Origin of the sequence: Allobosea sp. LC85, assembly GCF_000735605.1 — a bacterium.
Lineage (GTDB): Bacteria > Pseudomonadota > Alphaproteobacteria > Rhizobiales > Beijerinckiaceae > Allobosea.
Window position 1 is genome coordinate 202,093 of record NZ_JPKG01000004.1, and the last position, 15,777, is coordinate 217,869.

The 15,777-nt window shown below is 64.7% G+C and carries 17 protein-coding genes; 5 read left to right on the forward strand and 12 right to left on the reverse strand.

What is annotated here, in order from left to right:
- Window positions 1-347 precede the first annotated feature (347 nt).
- Window positions 348-1,271 carry a LysR substrate-binding domain-containing protein gene (locus FG93_RS00905; RefSeq protein ID WP_052513142.1) on the forward strand — a complete coding sequence of 308 codons (924 nt, stop codon included), beginning with the start codon at window positions 348-350 and terminating at the stop codon, window positions 1,269-1,271.
- On the opposite strand, the gene FG93_RS00910 is transcribed toward FG93_RS00905, so the two are convergent.
- Window positions 1,226-2,107, reverse strand: coding sequence for a DMT family transporter (locus FG93_RS00910; RefSeq protein WP_152579234.1), 882 nt, complete (start codon window positions 2,105-2,107; stop codon window positions 1,226-1,228). The two genes, FG93_RS00905 and FG93_RS00910, sit on opposite strands and share 46 nt — an antisense overlap.
- A 315-nt stretch (window positions 2,108-2,422) precedes the next feature.
- Between FG93_RS00910 and FG93_RS00915 the strand changes: the two genes are divergently transcribed.
- The 3 genes from FG93_RS00915 to FG93_RS00925 all read left to right on the forward strand — a co-directional run bounded on the left by FG93_RS00915 (window position 2,423) and on the right by FG93_RS00925 (window position 4,372).
- Entirely contained in the window at window positions 2,423-3,097 is a 675-nt protein-coding gene (locus tag FG93_RS00915) for a phosphoribosylanthranilate isomerase (protein WP_081881214.1), read from the forward strand.
- 347 nt (window positions 3,098-3,444) lie between these two features.
- Window positions 3,445-3,774 carry a hypothetical protein gene (locus FG93_RS32760; RefSeq protein ID WP_043230702.1) on the forward strand — a complete coding sequence of 110 codons (330 nt, stop codon included), beginning with the start codon at window positions 3,445-3,447 and terminating at the stop codon, window positions 3,772-3,774.
- Window positions 3,716-4,372 carry a nucleotidyl transferase AbiEii/AbiGii toxin family protein gene (locus FG93_RS00925; protein ID WP_161783750.1) on the forward strand — a complete coding sequence of 219 codons (657 nt, stop codon included), beginning with the start codon at window positions 3,716-3,718 and terminating at the stop codon, window positions 4,370-4,372. The genes FG93_RS32760 and FG93_RS00925 overlap by 59 nt, the downstream gene beginning before the upstream one ends.
- A 385-nt stretch (window positions 4,373-4,757) precedes the next feature.
- Here the strand turns inward: FG93_RS00925 and FG93_RS00930 are convergent, their stop codons facing one another.
- The 9 genes from FG93_RS00930 to FG93_RS00970 form a co-directional block, all read right to left on the reverse strand.
- Window positions 4,758-6,143, reverse strand: coding sequence for an amidase (locus FG93_RS00930; RefSeq protein ID WP_043230912.1), 1,386 nt, complete (start codon window positions 6,141-6,143; stop codon window positions 4,758-4,760).
- 15 nt (window positions 6,144-6,158) lie between these two features.
- Window positions 6,159-6,917 carry an SDR family NAD(P)-dependent oxidoreductase gene (locus FG93_RS00935; RefSeq protein ID WP_043230704.1) on the reverse strand — a complete coding sequence of 253 codons (759 nt, stop codon included), beginning with the start codon at window positions 6,915-6,917 and terminating at the stop codon, window positions 6,159-6,161.
- A gap of 10 nt (window positions 6,918-6,927) precedes the next feature.
- The gene (locus FG93_RS00940) at window positions 6,928-7,689 is read right to left on the reverse strand and encodes an SDR family NAD(P)-dependent oxidoreductase (protein WP_043230707.1); all 762 of its coding nucleotides are present in this window, start codon (window positions 7,687-7,689) and stop codon (window positions 6,928-6,930) included.
- The gene (locus tag FG93_RS00945) at window positions 7,686-8,519 is read right to left on the reverse strand and encodes a polysaccharide deacetylase (protein WP_043230709.1); all 834 of its coding nucleotides are present in this window, start codon (window positions 8,517-8,519) and stop codon (window positions 7,686-7,688) included. The genes FG93_RS00940 and FG93_RS00945 overlap by 4 nt, the downstream gene beginning before the upstream one ends.
- Window positions 8,520-8,534: 15 nt before the next feature.
- Window positions 8,535-9,338 (reverse strand): ABC transporter permease, encoded by an 804-nt coding sequence (locus tag FG93_RS00950; protein WP_081881223.1) that lies wholly within the window; start codon window positions 9,336-9,338, stop codon window positions 8,535-8,537.
- On the reverse strand, window positions 9,335-10,186 hold the full coding sequence (locus tag FG93_RS00955; protein ID WP_200878050.1) for an ABC transporter permease: 852 nt from the start codon (window positions 10,184-10,186) through the stop codon (window positions 9,335-9,337). The genes FG93_RS00950 and FG93_RS00955 overlap by 4 nt, the downstream gene beginning before the upstream one ends.
- Window positions 10,183-11,265, reverse strand: coding sequence for an ABC transporter ATP-binding protein (locus tag FG93_RS00960; RefSeq protein WP_043230711.1), 1,083 nt, complete (start codon window positions 11,263-11,265; stop codon window positions 10,183-10,185). Before FG93_RS00960 ends, FG93_RS00955 begins: the two co-directional genes overlap by 4 nt.
- Window positions 11,266-11,295: 30 nt before the next feature.
- Window positions 11,296-12,321, reverse strand: a complete 1,026-nt coding sequence (locus tag FG93_RS00965; RefSeq protein WP_043230714.1) for an ABC transporter substrate-binding protein — start codon at window positions 12,319-12,321, stop codon at window positions 11,296-11,298.
- Window positions 12,322-12,397: 76 nt separating this feature from the next.
- Entirely contained in the window at window positions 12,398-13,423 is a 1,026-nt protein-coding gene (locus tag FG93_RS00970; protein ID WP_043230716.1) for an ABC transporter substrate-binding protein, read from the reverse strand.
- Window positions 13,424-13,640: 217 nt separating this feature from the next.
- On the opposite strand from FG93_RS00970, the gene FG93_RS00975 reads away from it, so the two are divergent.
- On the forward strand, window positions 13,641-14,180 hold the full coding sequence (locus tag FG93_RS00975) for a MarR family winged helix-turn-helix transcriptional regulator (RefSeq protein WP_244448454.1): 540 nt from the start codon (window positions 13,641-13,643) through the stop codon (window positions 14,178-14,180).
- A gap of 242 nt (window positions 14,181-14,422) precedes the next feature.
- Here the strand turns inward: FG93_RS00975 and FG93_RS00980 are convergent, their stop codons facing one another.
- Window positions 14,423-14,842 carry an SgcJ/EcaC family oxidoreductase gene (locus FG93_RS00980; protein ID WP_052513148.1) on the reverse strand — a complete coding sequence of 140 codons (420 nt, stop codon included), beginning with the start codon at window positions 14,840-14,842 and terminating at the stop codon, window positions 14,423-14,425.
- Between the two features lie 14 nt (window positions 14,843-14,856).
- A complete protein-coding gene (locus FG93_RS00985) occupies window positions 14,857-15,579 on the reverse strand; it encodes a GntR family transcriptional regulator (RefSeq protein ID WP_244448455.1) in 723 nt (240 codons plus the stop codon).
- Window positions 15,580-15,777 lie beyond the last annotated feature (198 nt).

The window sequence follows — 15,777 nt, forward strand, 5'->3', positions numbered from 1 at the left end:
CGTTGAGGAAGCACGATGATCCTCCCTGGGAGTTTGGCCCAGTGCTGTTTAGCCGACGCCTTCGCTCGCGAAGCTGACAAGACCTGTCAGGTTCCTGTCAGGTTGCGCGGATAACGTCAAAGCGGATGAAGCCCCGAACTCGGCCTGGGATCGCAAGCTGACTGTCCCCATCCGTCGGGCTCAGCGATCGCTCCACCCGCGACGTTGCGAACCTCGCCAAACCAAGAGAGCAGCGCGCCAGGCGCCCGGTTCATTCAACCGCGATGGGAGGCGAGCAGAGCCGTGGCTTCGCGTGGCGGCTGGAGCGTCGATGATGTAGCCTCTTCGAAACCGAGACGAGATGGCCCGTGGCATCGCCGATTGATTCCGAGCTCCTCAAGACTTTCGTGACGATTGTGGAGACGCAGAGCTTCACCCGCAGCGGTGAACATCTTCGGCGCACACAGCCCGCCATCAGCATGCAGATGAAGAGGCTCGAAGAGGCGCTTGGAAAAACGCTCTTCGATCGAACCAGCCGGGGAATTCGGCTGACGCGCGAGGGCGATATCCTGCTTCACTACGCGCGACGCATTCTGGCACTCGATAACGAAGCCCAGACCCGGATCGCGCAAGCCGGCGTCCAAGGCATCGTGCGCCTCGGGACATCCGACGATTACGCCACCCTCTTGCTGCCCGATATTCTCCGGCGCTTTGCGAACCTGCACCCGGGCATCCAGATCGAGCTCCTCTGCGGCAACGGCGATGCGATGGAGCGCAAGCTCGGTGAAGGCGTGCTCGACCTCGTTCTCGTCGCTCGTCCTGGCCCTGCTTCCGACCGCGACACGATCAGAACAGAGGAGCTTGTCTGGATCAGCAGCAAGCAAGATCTGATCAGGGCGCGCCCCATTCCACTGGCGGTCTTTCCGCAGGGATGCGTCTGCCGCGGCGCCATGGCGGATGCGCTCAATCGCTCCGCTCTCGCATGGCGGGTCGCGTTCTCAAGCGACAACATCGCTGCCATTCACGCAGCCGTTCGATCAGGCATCGCCGTTACGGCGGTGGAGCGCAATCTGGTGCCGGCCGGGGTGCGGGTCTCGCAACGCGGGGATGGGCTTCCCGCGCTCGGCCAGATCAGCCTGATGCTCAGGACAAACCCAAAAAGCACGTCGCCGGCCGTCGCAGCCCTTGGCGATGAAATTCGGCGCGGGCTGGCCGTTGCAGGACCCTTGCCTGCAAGGTCGCGCCGTCAGGCATCGCTCGCCGCTGCGGCAGGTGCTGCAGGTCGATTGTAGGCGACGACCGCGACCGCACTCAGGATGATGATGGCGAGGCCGGCACAGGCCGGGAGATCCGGAGCGTCTCCAAACACGATAAAGCCGAGGATCGCGGCGCCGACGACTTCCGCATAGGTGAAGGGCGCCAGCGTGCTCGCATCGGCCCGATCGAAGGCCTTGATGATGAGGAGGTGGGCGATTGCCGCAACGATCCCGATCGCCGCGAGCAGGAACCATTGCCACCAGACGGGCTGCTCCCAGACGGCCGCGACAATGACGCTGGATGCGACACATCCGACAAGGCCGGTCTGATAGACCGATACGAGAGGGGGAGTGCGGCTCTCTACCATCCTGGTGAGGAGAAGAAAGACGGCATAGCCAACGCCCGCCAGCAATCCGACAAGATAGGTCCATTCCCACGATGTCGCGCTCGGGCGTATCGCAAGGACGATGCCGAGGAAGCCGCCGGCGATCGCAGCCCACTGCACGTGGCTCACCCGTTCCTTGAAGAAGACCATGGCCAGAATGGTCAGCAGGAAGGGGGCGACGAACCACAAGGTGAGCGCCGTCGTCAGCGGCATGAAATGGATCGCCACGTAGAACAGCGCGACTGCAAGAAAGAGCGCGGCACTTCTGGCGGCGTGCTGCCAGGACATCACCGGCCGAAGGGAGCCAAATCCGTGCCGAACGGAGATATACGCGCCCGTCGCCAGGCAATGGAAGAAGAAGCGCGCCCAGATTACCTGGATGATCGGCAACGTCAGAGACACGTATTTCGCGATCGTATCGGAGATCGGAAGTATCTGAAGCGCGAGAACGAGCAGGACGACGCCGGTTATTTGTCGATGATCCATGCTGTCGTCCCCCGTTTGAGCCAGAGGACTACGCGCAGAAAAATGATCACGGAAGAAATCCATAATTCGAATGCCATCATCAATGGAAATGATCGCGCGGCTAGATCGCCGTGCGTCCGTTCGGACGCAGGAGGGGCGATCTATCTCTTTGTTTGGGCATCGGATTTTTCCGAAAACCGGATTCCACTTTTCGGTCCGATGCTCTAAACGAGGAGAGGCGGCCCGTCGCGCACAGTACCGGGCGACGCGCGCGGAGGCCGCAACGGATGGCGAGCCCAGATTGCGTCATGGAGCGATTTGCCTGATTGCTGCGGCATGAGAACCCGGATCAAGATTTGCGGGATTGCGTCGGCCGGTGAAGCCCGCCTGGCCATCGATGCCGGCGCCGACGCTCTCGGCTTCAATTGCGTGGGACCGTCCAGCCCTCGTCATATCGCAGATTGCAGAGTCGCCGAGATCACGAAACTCACGCCGCCTCCGGTCGCGACATTCCTGCTGACCGTCGAGCGAACGGCCGAGGCGATCGCGGCCCATGTGCGCCGGACGCAGCCGAACACGGTCCAGATCCTCTGGACGATCGACCCGGCCGAGTCCGCCCGTCTGGCTGAGATCGAACCGCAATTGCGTCGCGTCCAGGTCGTCCATGTCGAGAGCCGCGCTGCGCTGGAGATGATCCCGGTCTACAGCCCCTATGTTCACGCCTTCCTGCTCGACTCGGGCCGGCCCACCGCGGCGACGCCGGAACTCGGCGGCACCGGACGGCCGCATGACTGGGCGATCAGCGCCGAATTCGTCGAGGCGAGCCCTCTCCCGGTGTTTCTCGCGGGCGGCCTTTCCCCTGCGAATGTCGGCGCTGCGATCCGACAGGTCAGGCCGTTCGGCGTGGACCTGTCGTCAGGCGTCCGGACCGCAGGCCAGCTCGATCCGGGCAAGCTGGCGGGTTTTGCAGTGGCGGTGCGGCAAGCGGATGAAGCTCTGGAGCCGGCTTAGAGCGAAAGCCTGATGGCGCTCGCTGAGCTTGGCGCTGATCCCGGCGGCGATCAGGGCGCTGTTGCGGTCGGCCTCTGCCCCGGTCGCGGTGAAGGCAGCGCCCGGCAGGCCGGCGAGGCTCCGAGCCCTTGCGCACCAGGCCGTCGATCCGGGACCAGATCCACCGGTGTCGCTCAATCTCCCCGCCGCCCGGCCGCTTCGCTCGAAAGCGGAGGCCGAACAAAGTGATTGCGAACGAACGTCCGCCCCGAGGATTGCGATACACAAGTGTCCTGCCGCAGCGTGCCTGCGTATGCCGATCGGCCGAAACGCGTTATGATACCCGCCCATTATCGAGGTTGGCATCCATGACGGCAACCAATGGCGACCGCTTGGTTCTATCGACGGTCAACACGCCGTACCGGCGTCGCATCGACGCGGAGACGCTTGCCCTGTGTCTGCGGTCCGGCGATGTCGGGACGTGGAAGGTTCACGTCGCGACCTTCTTCGTCGACGTCCGGCCGGAGCTTGTCGTTCGCTTCGCCGAGAGACACGCTATCGACCTTGAGACGATAGCGCGGACCTACCGGTCCGTCCGTGACGAGACGGGCGAGCGGAACCCACGCCTGGAGGCCGAGCTTGTCAGATTGGAAGTGGCTGCTTCACAAGACTTTCGAGGGCTTGCGAAAGCTGGATGAGCGGGGTTCGCCCGTACCACATTGGGTGCTGGGTGGCGGCACCTCGCTGATGATCGAGTTCCAGCACCGGCTGAGCAAGGATATCGACGCCTTCATCTACGACCCCCAGTACCTGCAGTATCTTGACCCCGGAATGGGAGCGGAGGACGTCTGGGGCTGCGAAGAGTGGGATCTCCAGAGCAACTACCTGAAGCTTATCTACGATCATGGCGAGATCGATTTCATCGTCGCCCCGACGATCACGGATTTAATTCCGTCGCGCCGTGAGATCGAAGGGCACCCCGTCGCGCTCGAACATCCGGTCGAGGTCTGCGTCAGCAAGATGTTCCACCGGTCGCGGACCCTGAAGATCCGCGACATCTTCGACATTGCCGTCGTTGACCAGTCGATGTCGGAGATTCTTTCGGAGAACCTGGTCCACCTCTCGGGAAAGAAAGGAGATCTCCAAGCCAGGTTGGATGAGATCACGCCGTCCTACTACGCGGAGGAACTGGAAGAGATTGAGGTCATGCCCGGATGGGAGGGCATTCCGGCGACGGCGTTCGACCGCATTCGCGAGATCGTCGAGGCCATCCCGAAGCCAGGCTATAGATCGTAGGGTCCAAGGTGCCCCGCACGTCGCCCTTGTGGACGCCCATGACACGGGAAAGCTCGCCGCCGAGTACGAGGACGTTCAGAAGGCCTCGATATCGGCGCGGCGCAGGCTGCAATAGGTATCGCGCCGACCATGGGTTCGTGCGTCCCGGCCCGCCGTTAACCTTCGCACGAGCCATCGATCGACCCCGGTGCTGCCTCCTGGCATAGGCGCCGCCATCAACCGGTACATATGACAGCCCGACTGACCGCGGCCGCCTCCAAGGCGGCTCCAACGCTGCTGCCGTGCCGGAATCCGAACATGCCCTTCACGATGAGCAACGTCATGGTGTCCGCGGTCCCTGCCCAACCCCGATCAACGCATGGAGTCAGCGCGGCCGACTGACCCTTCAGGCGCCATTTGTGATGGCCTGCTCCAACCGGGCGGCTGTGTCGAGGAGATAGGTGTCCTCGTGCCAGCGACCGACAAGCTGCAATCCGATCGGCAAGCCGTCTGTCGAACGACCACAGGGAAGCGACAGCGCCGGATGGCCGGTCAGGTTGAACGGGAATGTATAGGGGTACCAGGCGCCGCGAATGGTGCCGGCATCCTGGCCTGCGATCGTGACCGAGCCGAGCGGGTCGAGGCCGACGGGCAGCGCGGGCGCCGACAGCGTGGGCGACGCGATGACGTCGTGGCTCGACAGGATCTCCTGCACCTTGGCGAAGCAGTTGGTCCGCGCGAACTGCGCCTCGCAGAGATCGGTGGCGCTGTAGCTGCGACCGGCCTCGATCGTGGCCAGCAGGGTCGGATCGAACAGCTCCGGCGAATGCTCCGCGCGGGCCCCGAGCCGCGCCAGAAGCAGCGAGCGCAAGAGCACCAGGAAATGCGGCTCCATCGCCACGAGATCGAGCTCGATCGGCTCGACGATCATGCCCAGCGCCTCGGCCCGCGTCATCGCGGCCACGACCGCCGCCTCGACCTCGGGATCGAGCAGGTTGCCGCAGCGCAGCAGGAAGGCGATGCGCGGTCGCTCGCCCGCAGGAAGCGTCCGGCGCGGCAGTTCCGCGATCTGGCCGTAAGGATCGCGCCGATCGGGCCCGGCTAGGATATCGAACATCGCTCGCGTGTCGGCGACATCACGTGCCATCGGCCCGACATAGGAGTTGGCCCCGAAGAGATCGGGCGCCTGCAGGTTCGGAATGGCGCCGAGCGTCGCCTTGAGACCGACTACGCCGCAGCACGCTGCCGGGATGCGGATCGAGCCACCGCCATCGGAACCCAGTGCGAGCGGCCCGATTCCGGCTGCCACCGCGACCGCCGCGCCCCCGGAGGAGCCGCCGCAGGTATGGGCGTGACTATGCGGATTGAGCGTGCGGCCGAAGAGCGGTCCTTCAGTGAAGGGCTTGTGGCCGAATTCCGGGGTCGTCGTCTTGCCGATCAGGATTGCGCCGGCGGCGCGCGTCCGGGCCACGGCGACGGCATCGGCCGCCGGAACGGCATCGACGAACAGAGCCGAGCCCTGCGTCGTGATCACGCCTTCGGTATTGGTCAGGTCCTTGACCGAGAAGGGGATGCCGTGGAGCGCGCCGAGTGGCTCGCCACGCATGATCTTCTCTTCCGCGAGCCTTGCCTCGGCCCGCGCGCGATCGGAACAGACCGCCATGAAGGCGTTGAGCTCGGCGCGTTCCTCCAGCCGGGAGAGTGCGGCCTGCACCGCCTCGACCGGCGAGACGGCCTTGCTTCTGATCGCTGCGGCGAGAGCGCCGGCGGAGAGATCGGCGATAGCGGTCATGATCATTCCCCCCCGTCAGATCATCCAGCGGCCGCCATCGATCAGCAGCGTCTGGCCGGTGACGTAGCGGGCATCTTCGCTGGCAAGAAACGCGACGCAGCCGGCGACATCCTCCGGCTCGGCGATGAAGCCGGCAGGCGTGGTCGCCTTGATCCGCTCGATGACCGCCGGTGTCAGGCGGTCATGGGCGCGCGTGCGGATCGCGCCGGGCGCAACCGCGTTGACGGTGACCCGGTGCGGCGCCAGCTCGCGGGCAAGCGAGCGCGTGAAGCCGATGATCCCCATCTTGGCCGCCGCGTAATCGGCAAGGCCGGCATCGCCGACCAAGGCCGCATCGCTCGACATGTTGATGATGCGACCGCCCCGTTCGCGCATGCTGGGGACAACGAGCCGCGACATCCGCATCGCGGTGAAGAGCGACACCTCGAGGACGAAACGCCAGACTTCCTCCTCGGATTCATGGAACTGCGCCGCGCGCTCGCGCCCGCTCTGGCCGACATTGTTGAAGAGGATGTCCACCGCCCCGAAGCGGGCGACGACATGCTGGTGAAACTCAGCCAGAACCGCTGCGTCCGTGCAGTCGCCCGCCATCGTCAGCAGGCGGTCGTCGGTTGTGCCACCGAGGTTTTCCGCAAAACCCTCGCCCTCGCGATCAATCACCGCGACCTTGGCGCCTTCGCTGAGGAAGCGCAGGGCGGAGGCTGCTCCGATGCCATGCGCCGCACCGGTAATCGCCACGACCTTTCCGCTGAAACGCCCTGCATCCGACGTCATGGCTGGCTCCTCAATGAAAGGTCCGGCCACCGTCGACGGCGATCGCCGTGCCGGTGACATAGGAGGATTCCGAGCTGGTCAGCCACAGGATCGCCGCCGCGATCTCGTCCGGCGAGGCGATGCGCCGCAGCGCGTAGCGGGCGCGCACCGCTTCATAGCCGGCCTGCGGATCGGCCGCGCCGTCGATGCTGCTGCGAAACAGCTCGGTTTCGACGGCCCCAGGGCAAATCGTGTTGACGCGGATGCCGAATTCCGCGGCTTCGATCGCCAGCGCCTTGGACGCCATCTGCAGGCCCGCCTTGGAGGCGCAATAGGCGGTCCGATGCTTCAGGGGTGAGAGCCCTGCGCCCGATGAGACATTGACGATGGTGCCGCCATCGGCAGCCCTGAGATGCGGGAATGCGGCCTGCATCACCAGCATCGGCCCGGTCAGGTTCACGGCGATGATCCGGTTCCAGTCGGCCAGCGTCATCGCTTCGATCTCGGCCATCAGGTCGATGCCCGCCGCGTTGACGACGCCGTCGAGCCCCCCCAGCGCATCGACGCCGGCGGCAACCGCAGCGGCAACCGCGGTCGGATCGACGACGTCGGCGGTGACCACGTGCAGAGAAGCCCTGTCGAAGCGGCCGGCCAGCTCACTCAGAGCCGCCTTGTCGCGGTCGAGCGCCACGACGCGGGCGCCCTCCGCGATGAAACGGGCGACGCTGGCGAGGCCGATGCCCTTGGCTGCCCCCGTGATCAGGATGCGCCGGGCGGCAAGCGCGCCGCTCACCGCCGCGCTCCGGCGCGCGCCCGCTCCAGCCCGGGGCGCATGTCCTCGACCATCTCGTCGCAGCGGCCGATCCAGACATTGGGATGCTTCAGCGCATGCTCGATCAACCCCTGCAGCGCCTTGATCCGTGAGGGCTGGCCGATCATCTCGGGATGCATGCCGACCATCATCATCCGGTCCTCCGCATAGAGCACGTCGAATTCGCCCTTCCAGGCTTCGAGCAGCGCGGAGGGGGCCTGCATGGTGCGGCCGGGAAGCACGATCGAGTACTGGAAGAAGGGTGCATCATCGAGCACCCAGCGGAAGGGCAGCTCGACGATCCTGGTTTCCTGGCCGTCGACCTCATGCAGATAGGGCGAGTCGTCGTCGAAGAAGTTGGAGGAGTAGTCGAAGCCATATTCGACCAGCATCGGCATGGTGATCGGGCTGATCTCGGCTGCCGGCGAGCGCCAGCCGCGCGGGGCACGCCCGCTGACGCGCTTGATCGACTGAAAGCCGCGCTCCATCTCCTCGCGCTCCTGCTCCGGCGAGAGGTTCAGGATCCAGGTATGGCTGTAGCTGTGATGGGCGAGCTCGTGGCCGCGCTTCAGGATCTCCTCCATCAGCCATTCCCGCTGGTCGATGATCAGGCCCGGCACGAAGAAGGTCGCCTTGATGCCGTAGCGGTCGAGCAGGTCGAGCACGCGGCCGGTGCCCACCTTCCAGCCATAGGCGCCCTGGGACATCAGGATGGGGCGGTTGGCATAATCCGGGTCGCGCCCCGTCCACATCGTCTCGGCATCGAGATCGAAGGTCAGGAATAGCGGGAAGCCCTTGCTGGTCAGCGGCATGATTTTGAACTCGCGTCAGACGAAGCGGTGGAAGCCGGCACGGCGCTCGGCGATGAGCAGGACGATGCCGGTCGCGATGATGAGCAGGGTCGAGACGGCGGCGACGCTCGGGTCGATCCCCATCTCGACCGAGGAGAAGATCAGGACGGGTAGCGTCGTCTGGTTGGCGCCGATCAGGAAGATCGTCACCGGGACGTTGTCGAGCGAGGTGATGAAGGCGAAGAGAGCGCCGGCAACCAGGCCCGGCCGGATCAACGGCAAGGTGACGAGCCGGAAGGCATCGAAGCCCGTGGCCCCGAGCACGCGGGCCGCCTCCTCGACCGCGAGGTCGAGGCCGCTCAGGCTGGCCAGCGCCGAGCGCACGATATAGGGCACGGTGATCACGACATGGGCCATCAGCAAGCCGAACAGGCTGCCGCGCAGGCCCGTCAGGCTGAAATACTGCAGCAGCGCAACGCCGATCACGACCGCGGGCAGGATCAGCGGTGCCATCAGGAACGAGGTGATCGCCTCCGAACCCGGCACGCTCTTGCGGAACAGCGCATAGGCCGCGGCGACGCCGAGCACGAGCGAGAGCACGGTCGAGCCGCAAGCCAGGATCAGGCTCATCCTGATGGCGGAGAGATAGGTCGGGTCGCTCAGCACCTTGCCGAACCAGGCCAGTGTCCAGCCCTGCGGCGGGATGGTGAGATAGGACGTCGTCGAGAACGCCGCCAGCATGACGACGATCACCGGCACCTGCAGGAAGACGATGACCGCAAGCGCCGTCGTGGTGACGGCCAGGCCCGGCCGGTCGTCGCTGTCGTTTGCGCTCGTCATGCCATCCCCGCCCAACGTTTGGTCAGCCGGCTCGACAGCCAGATCACGCCGATCGCCATGAAGGTCAGCGCGAAGGACAGCGCCGAACCGCTCGGCCAGTCGAGAAGCTGCATGTATTCGTCGTAGATCAGCGTCGCCATGACCTTGTAGGTCGGCCCACCCAGCATGCGCGGCGTCACCAGCGCACTGATCGTCAGGACAAAGACCAGGATCGAACCGGCGAGGATGCCCGGCGCCGACAGGGGCAGCGTCACCGAGGTGAAGACGTGGAGCCGGCTCGAACCCAGCGTCGCCGCCGCCGATTCAACGTCGCGCGGGACGTTGCGGATCGCGGCGACCAGCATCAGCACCATGAAGGGCAGATAGATATGCGTGAGGCCGATCATCAGCCCGGTCAGGTTGAACATCAGCTTCAGCGGCGTCTGGATCACGCCGAGATCGATCAGCAGATTGTTGACCAGCCCGCGATTGGCGAGCAGCGCGATCCAGCCGAAGGAGCGCACCACGAGGTTCAGCATCATCGGGAAGATGACGAGCAGGATCAGCGGCACGCGCCAGCGCTCCGGCCCGCGCGCGATCAGATAGGCCAGAGGATAGCCCATGACCAGGCAGGCCAGCGTGACGAAGAGACCGAGCCCCAGTGTCCGCCAGATGACCTCGCGATAATAGTCGTCCGTGACGATGCGGGTGTAGTTCTCCAGCGTCCAGACGCCCTTCGCCAGTCCCGCGCCCGGTACATACTCGCCAAAACTGGTCGGCAGCATCATCAGCACCGGCACCAGGAAGAATCCCGCCAGCACCAGCGCCAGGGGCGCGATCAGCATCAGGCCGTGCCGGGGCGTGATCACGCCGCGGCCTCGTCAGTGGCCATGGCAAAGACCGAAGCGGGATCGATCGCGAGCGCAACCGGACTTCCGATCGCCAGTTCGGAATCGGGTCCGCTCGACGGTGCTTCCGCGACGAGTTCGACCTGCTCCGCGAGCTTCACGACATATTGCACCCGCGCGCCGCTGAAGGAGCGCAGCGCGATCGTGCCGGCAAGCGCGCCTGTTCCCTTTGGTTCGCGATGCAGCCGGATCGACTCCTGGCGGATCACGACATCGACCTTCGTGCCCTCAGGCTGGGTGATCCGGCTGGCGGGCAGTTCCAGTCCGCCGCCGAGGCTCAGCGTTCCTCCCGCCCCGTTGCGCGATGCGACAGAACCGGCGAGCCGGTTCGGCTTGCCGATGAAGCTTGCGACGAACCCCGTCGCCGGGCGGTGATAGATGTCCTCGGGCGTCGCGAATTGCTGCATCACGCCCCTGGCCATGACGCCGACCCGATCCGACATCGACAGCGCTTCGCCCTGGTCATGCGTGACGAAGAGCGTGGTGATGCCGAGCCCGCGCTGCAGGCGCTTCAGCTCGATCTGCATCTCGTCGCGAAGCTGCGCATCGAGATTGGACAGCGGCTCGTCGAAGAGGAGCACGCGCGGATGGGGAGCAAGCGCCCGGGCAATCGCGACGCGCTGCTGCTGGCCGCCCGAAAGCTGGCGGGGATAGCGCTCGCCGAAGGCGGCGAGCCGCACCATGGCGAGCGCTTCCTTGACCCGCTTTTCGAGTTCGGCGCCTGCGACCTTGCGCCGGCGCAGGCCGAAGGCGACGTTCTCGTAGACGGTGAGATGCGGAAACAGCGCATAGGACTGGAAGACAAGCCCGAGCCCGCGCTTGTTCGGCGGCAGCGCCGTCACGTCGTCGCTGCCGATCAGGATGCGGCCGCGGCTCGGCGTCACCAGCCCTGCGACCATGCGCAGGATCGTCGTCTTGCCGCAGCCGGAGGGGCCGAGTAGCGATACGAACTCGCCCTCCTTGATCGCCAGCGAGACGTCCTGGACGACAGGAACATCGCCATAGGATTTGCCCAGCCCCTCGAAGATCAATGCGCTCATGATAGCGTCCTGCCCATTGGCGACTGTGGCTCAGCGCGCAACTTCGCGCTGCCAGCGTCGGGTCCAGGTCGGAATGTTCTTGGCGACAACGCCCGGATCGATGAACCAGACATTCTTCAGGGTCTCACCATAGGGCACGATCTGCGCGACCTTCTCAGACAGCGTCACCTTGGTGTTGACTGCACCAATCATTGCGCGCTCCGAGAAACATTTCTGGCCGTCGGCAGAGAGCACTTGGTCGACGAACTTGTGGGCGAGCGTGAGCTTCTTGCCGCCCTTGGGAATGACCATGGTCGGCAGGATGCCGACCGCGCCCTCCTTCGGATAGGCGACGGCCAGTGAAAGTCCTCTGGCGGCCGCAGCGGCGGCATTGTTGGGATACCAGGCCGCAATGACGACTTCGCCGCGCTCGAACAGCGAAATGACCTGATCCGCCTGGGTGTAGAGCACGATCGCGCCCTTCGCGAGCGGTTTGATCGCCGCAATTCCGGGATCGACGTTGTCTAGCGAGCCGCCTTTGATCTTGTTGAGCGCAAGCAGGAACTGCCAGCCGGACGTGCCGCTGATATCCCCGATCACGTATTTTCCGGCATATTGCGGATCGAACAGGTCGAGCCACGAGGTCGGTGGCGTCTTCACCACCTTCGGGTCGTAGACGAGCGCGGTCGCGCTCACCATCGTGACGACATAGCTGTCGTCCTTGCCCCATGCTGCCGGGATGATGTCGGCCCCATGCGTGAGCTTTGAGCGGTCGAGCTTCTCGTTCAATCCTTCATTGTTGGTCTGGGCGGAGAACGCATCATCCATGAAGACCACATCGAGGTCAGAATTGCCCGCGGTCGCGCGGAGCGCGGCAGCGGTCTGCGACGAGTTGTTCAGCTTGATTGAGACAGTCGCCCCTGTGGCCTTCTCGAACGGGGCGACGTGACAGGCTTTCACCGCCTCCCCGAAGGAACCACCGTAAGAGGCGACGACAAGCTCTTCAGCTTGGGCCGCGGCGACAAAGCCGATGCACAGGATGACGCTGGTGGTCGCGAAGCGAAGCGCGTGGCACATGGCCGTTCCTTCCCTGTTGGCAAAGCGACTGCTGTTCCGCAGCCTTGAGCGGCGGGCCCTAGACGCCGTCCTGACTTCAGCGCGCCACTTCGCGCTGCCAGCGACGCGTCCAGTTGGCCGTATTCTTGGCGATGACCTCGGGATCGATGAACCAGGCCTTCTCGAGCGTCTCGCCGTTGGGAACGATCTTCTGGACCTTGTCCGAGAGCTTCACCTTGGTGTTGACCGCGCCGATATAGGCGCGCTCGGAAAAGCAGCCCTGGCCATCGGCCGAGAGGATCTGGTCGAGGAATTTATGCGCCAGTGCCGACTTGGCCGTGCCTTTCGGGATGATCACCGCCGGCAGGATGCCGACCGCACCCTCCTTGGGATAGGCGACGGCGAGCGAAAGCCCCTTGTCGATGGCGACCCCGGCCCGGTCAGGATACCAGGGAGCGAGCGCAATCTCCTGCCGCTCGAACAGGGAGAGGAGCTGGTCGGCCTGGGTGTAAAGCACGGCTGAGCCCTTCGCGATCGGCTTCATCGCCTCGATCCCGGGGTCGACATTCTCCAGCGTGCCGCCCTTGATCTTGTTGAGTGCGAGCAGGAAATGCAGGCCGGACGTGCCGCTGATATCGCCGATCGCGTATTTGCCGGCATAGGCCGGGTCGGCAAGGTCGAGCCAGGAGGTCGGCGGAGCCTTCACGAGCTTCGGATTGTAGACGAGCGCCGTCGCGCTCACCATGGCGACGACATAGCTGTCATCCTTGCCCCAGGCGGAGGCGATCACGTCGCCCGCATTGGTCAGCCTCTTCCGGTCGATCGTCTCGTTGAGCTTCTCGCCGTGCGTCTGCGCGGCCAGCGAGTTGTCGATATAGACGATATCCATATCGGGCTTGCCGGCGGTTGCGCGGATGGACGCAGCGAATTGCGAGGAATTGCCGAGCTTGAGCGCGACGGTTGCCCCCGTCGCCTTCTCGAAAGCGGCGATATGGCAGGCTTTGACGTTCTCGGCGAAGGAGCCTCCGAAGGCGCCGACGACCAATTCCTCGGCATGGGCGGTCATGGCGAGGCCGGCGCTGAGGATGGCGGTGGCCGTCGCGAAGCGGAGCGTGTGGCGCATGGTCGTGTTTCCCCGTCTGTTGCGCAGCGCCCACCGCTGTCCCGCGGCTTCTCGGCGCGGAGGGCAGGTCTTCCTGTCCTTCCGAAGAGGAGCATGACACGCTCCGATTTGTCTTTCAAGAAAGATAAATGAAAGATATTCTCGTGCCATCTGCGGAGCGCCGCGCTTGCACGGCGGCGCACATCATGGTCGGAAAGGCCGGTTCAGGAGGAATGGCATGCGCAACGACGCCCAGCGACGCATCGAGCCGGATGAGCCGGCGGCGCTCTGGGACAATGACCGCGTCGGGGCTGGCATGCAGCGCTGGCGACGCGAGTTCCCGGATGTCGATTGCTCCGGCAAGGCGGTGGTGGGCCGCCTGTTGCATCTGCATGAGGTCTTCCTCACCGCGATCAACCGGACCCTGGCCAAGCATCGGCTGAAATACCCGGCCTTCGCCGTGCTGGCGACCTTGCGCGTCGAGGGCGCGCCCTACCGCATGTCCCCCAAGGCTCTGCTCGACTCGCTGATCCTGACCTCGGGCGGCTTGTCCAACCTGCTGCGCAAACTGGAGAAGGCCGGGCATATTCGACGCATGGCTGACGAAACCGACGGGCGCGGCGTCATCGTCGAACTGACCGAACGGGGCCGCGCCATCGTCGAACCGGCGATGCGCGATCACGCCGAGACCGAACGCCGCCTGGTCGCGATGCTCTCTGCCGCCGATCAGCAGCAGGTCGGGCAGGCCCTCGGGCAGATGATGCTCGGAACCCGTTAGCGCGGAGATGCTCCTGCTACCGGAGCGCGGCATACGCTCGCATTGGCGCATTGCAGGGGAGCAGGCGTTGCCATTGGGCTGGCCAAGCGTACGCTCCCGACCGATCTCGGACGTTTGAAGATCGGGACTGGTGACCGGAGTTGGCCCTTGGCCGAGCTTTGCGACGTCCGGTTTCGAGCTGCGCGGCGGATCAATTGCGACAGGGCGGGGCAGTCCTGTGAGAAAAACTCCGGCTCATCGGTTCAGTCTCGCGTCGGGGTCTTCTCGCCGGCTTTGCTGTTCTCGATCTGCGAAACGTGATTGAGGGCGATGACCCATCTGCTGTCGCGCTTGCGCATCAGGCGGGTGTTGACCCCCGTCTGGTTGCCGGCCGCACGCACCAGCTTGTAGTCGCTGATCAGCTGCGCGGCATCGGGTGCCAGCATCTCGATCCGGATGTTCGAAAAGGCGAGTTCGCCCTGCGAACCGGGGGCGCCGCCATATTCGTCGATGTAGTGGTCGAGTGTGGCCTGCCAGTCCTTCTGGATGCGGCCGCGGGAGACGAAGACCACATCGGGATTGGCGAACCCCGCCATGTAGCCGTGGAAATCGCCGCAGTTCCAGGCCACCTGCATCGTGGCGATCACCGCGCGGATGGCATCGCTTTCGATCGTATCTGACATGTCGATTTTGCCTTTCAGAGCGCATTCTTGGCGACGGCCTCGTCTTCCTGCCGCTGCCGTCTGATCAGGACTTCCTGTGCCGCCGAAACGAGGTGGCGACGCAGCGCGTTTTCCGCAGTCTTGGCATCCTGATCCAGGATCGCGTCGACGATCTGCTGATGCTCGCGGCAGGATCGCTTGACGCGTCCCTTGTCCTTGAGCTGGAATTTGCGGAACGGCGCGAGTTTCAGCCGTAGCGTCTGGGCAACCGTGATCAGGTCGCTGTTATGGCTGCCCTGGAAGAGAAGGCTGTGAAACCGCGTATTGAGCTCGTTGTAGCCATCGAGGTCGCCCTCGTCGGCCAGCGCGTTCATCTGGCGGTGCAGGCCTTCGAGTTCGGCCCGCTCCCGCATCGTCATCCGATGGGAGGAGAGCCGGCCGCAGGTTGCCTCGAGCTCGGCCATGGCCTCGAACATTTCGTCGATGCGCTCTGTGGAGATCTGCATCACGACCACGCCCTTATAGGGCTCGCGCTCGGCCAGTCCTCGCCCGCACAGGATATGCAAGGCTTCCCGGACCGGCGTGCGCGACACGCCGAACTGCAGGGCGATCGACGCTTCATCGAGCCGCGAGCCGGCCGGAATTTCGCCGTTGATGACGGCCTCTTCCAGCTGTTCGGCGATGAAATCACTGCGGTTTTTCTTGGTGGCGGCCGGCACGTCCGGCATCACGCGTTCCCCGATTTCCAAGTCCGCCATTCCCAAATCCACCCCCTCGACTGATCCCAAGGATTACACAATCCTGTTGCATTGTGGACAAAAAATATACAAAACGAGCCGCTCCCGCATGAGCTGCGGCACAAAATCCTGAGGCTTGTCTATCATCCCCCGCGTGGATCTCCGGCCTTTTCGACACGCTCCGTCAGCGGTCGCAATCAGCTGGAAATGAGGAATTTG

Excerpts from the sequence above, each read along its gene's own strand:
- FG93_RS00985 (WP_244448455.1), bottom strand. The coding sequence starts at position 15,579 with ATGGCGGACTTGGAAATCGGGGAACGCGTGATGCCGGACGTGCCGGCC.
- FG93_RS00970 (WP_043230716.1), bottom strand. The coding sequence starts at position 13,423 with ATGCGCCACACGCTCCGCTTCGCGACGGCCACCGCCATCCTCAGCGCC.
- FG93_RS00915 (WP_081881214.1), top strand. The coding sequence starts at position 2,423 with ATGAGAACCCGGATCAAGATTTGCGGGATTGCGTCGGCCGGTGAAGCC.
- FG93_RS32760 (WP_043230702.1), top strand. The coding sequence starts at position 3,445 with ATGACGGCAACCAATGGCGACCGCTTGGTTCTATCGACGGTCAACACG.
- FG93_RS00945 (WP_043230709.1), bottom strand. The coding sequence starts at position 8,519 with ATGCCGCTGACCAGCAAGGGCTTCCCGCTATTCCTGACCTTCGATCTC.
- FG93_RS00980 (WP_052513148.1), bottom strand. The coding sequence starts at position 14,842 with ATGTCAGATACGATCGAAAGCGATGCCATCCGCGCGGTGATCGCCACG.
- FG93_RS00960 (WP_043230711.1), bottom strand. The coding sequence starts at position 11,265 with ATGAGCGCATTGATCTTCGAGGGGCTGGGCAAATCCTATGGCGATGTT.
- FG93_RS00935 (WP_043230704.1), bottom strand. The coding sequence starts at position 6,917 with ATGACGTCGGATGCAGGGCGTTTCAGCGGAAAGGTCGTGGCGATTACC.
- FG93_RS00910 (WP_152579234.1), bottom strand. The coding sequence starts at position 2,107 with ATGGATCATCGACAAATAACCGGCGTCGTCCTGCTCGTTCTCGCGCTT.
- FG93_RS00975 (WP_244448454.1), top strand. The coding sequence starts at position 13,641 with ATGCGCAACGACGCCCAGCGACGCATCGAGCCGGATGAGCCGGCGGCG.
- FG93_RS00965 (WP_043230714.1), bottom strand. The coding sequence starts at position 12,321 with ATGTGCCACGCGCTTCGCTTCGCGACCACCAGCGTCATCCTGTGCATC.
- FG93_RS00930 (WP_043230912.1), bottom strand. The coding sequence starts at position 6,143 with ATGACCGCTATCGCCGATCTCTCCGCCGGCGCTCTCGCCGCAGCGATC.
- FG93_RS00950 (WP_081881223.1), bottom strand. The coding sequence starts at position 9,338 with ATGACGAGCGCAAACGACAGCGACGACCGGCCGGGCCTGGCCGTCACC.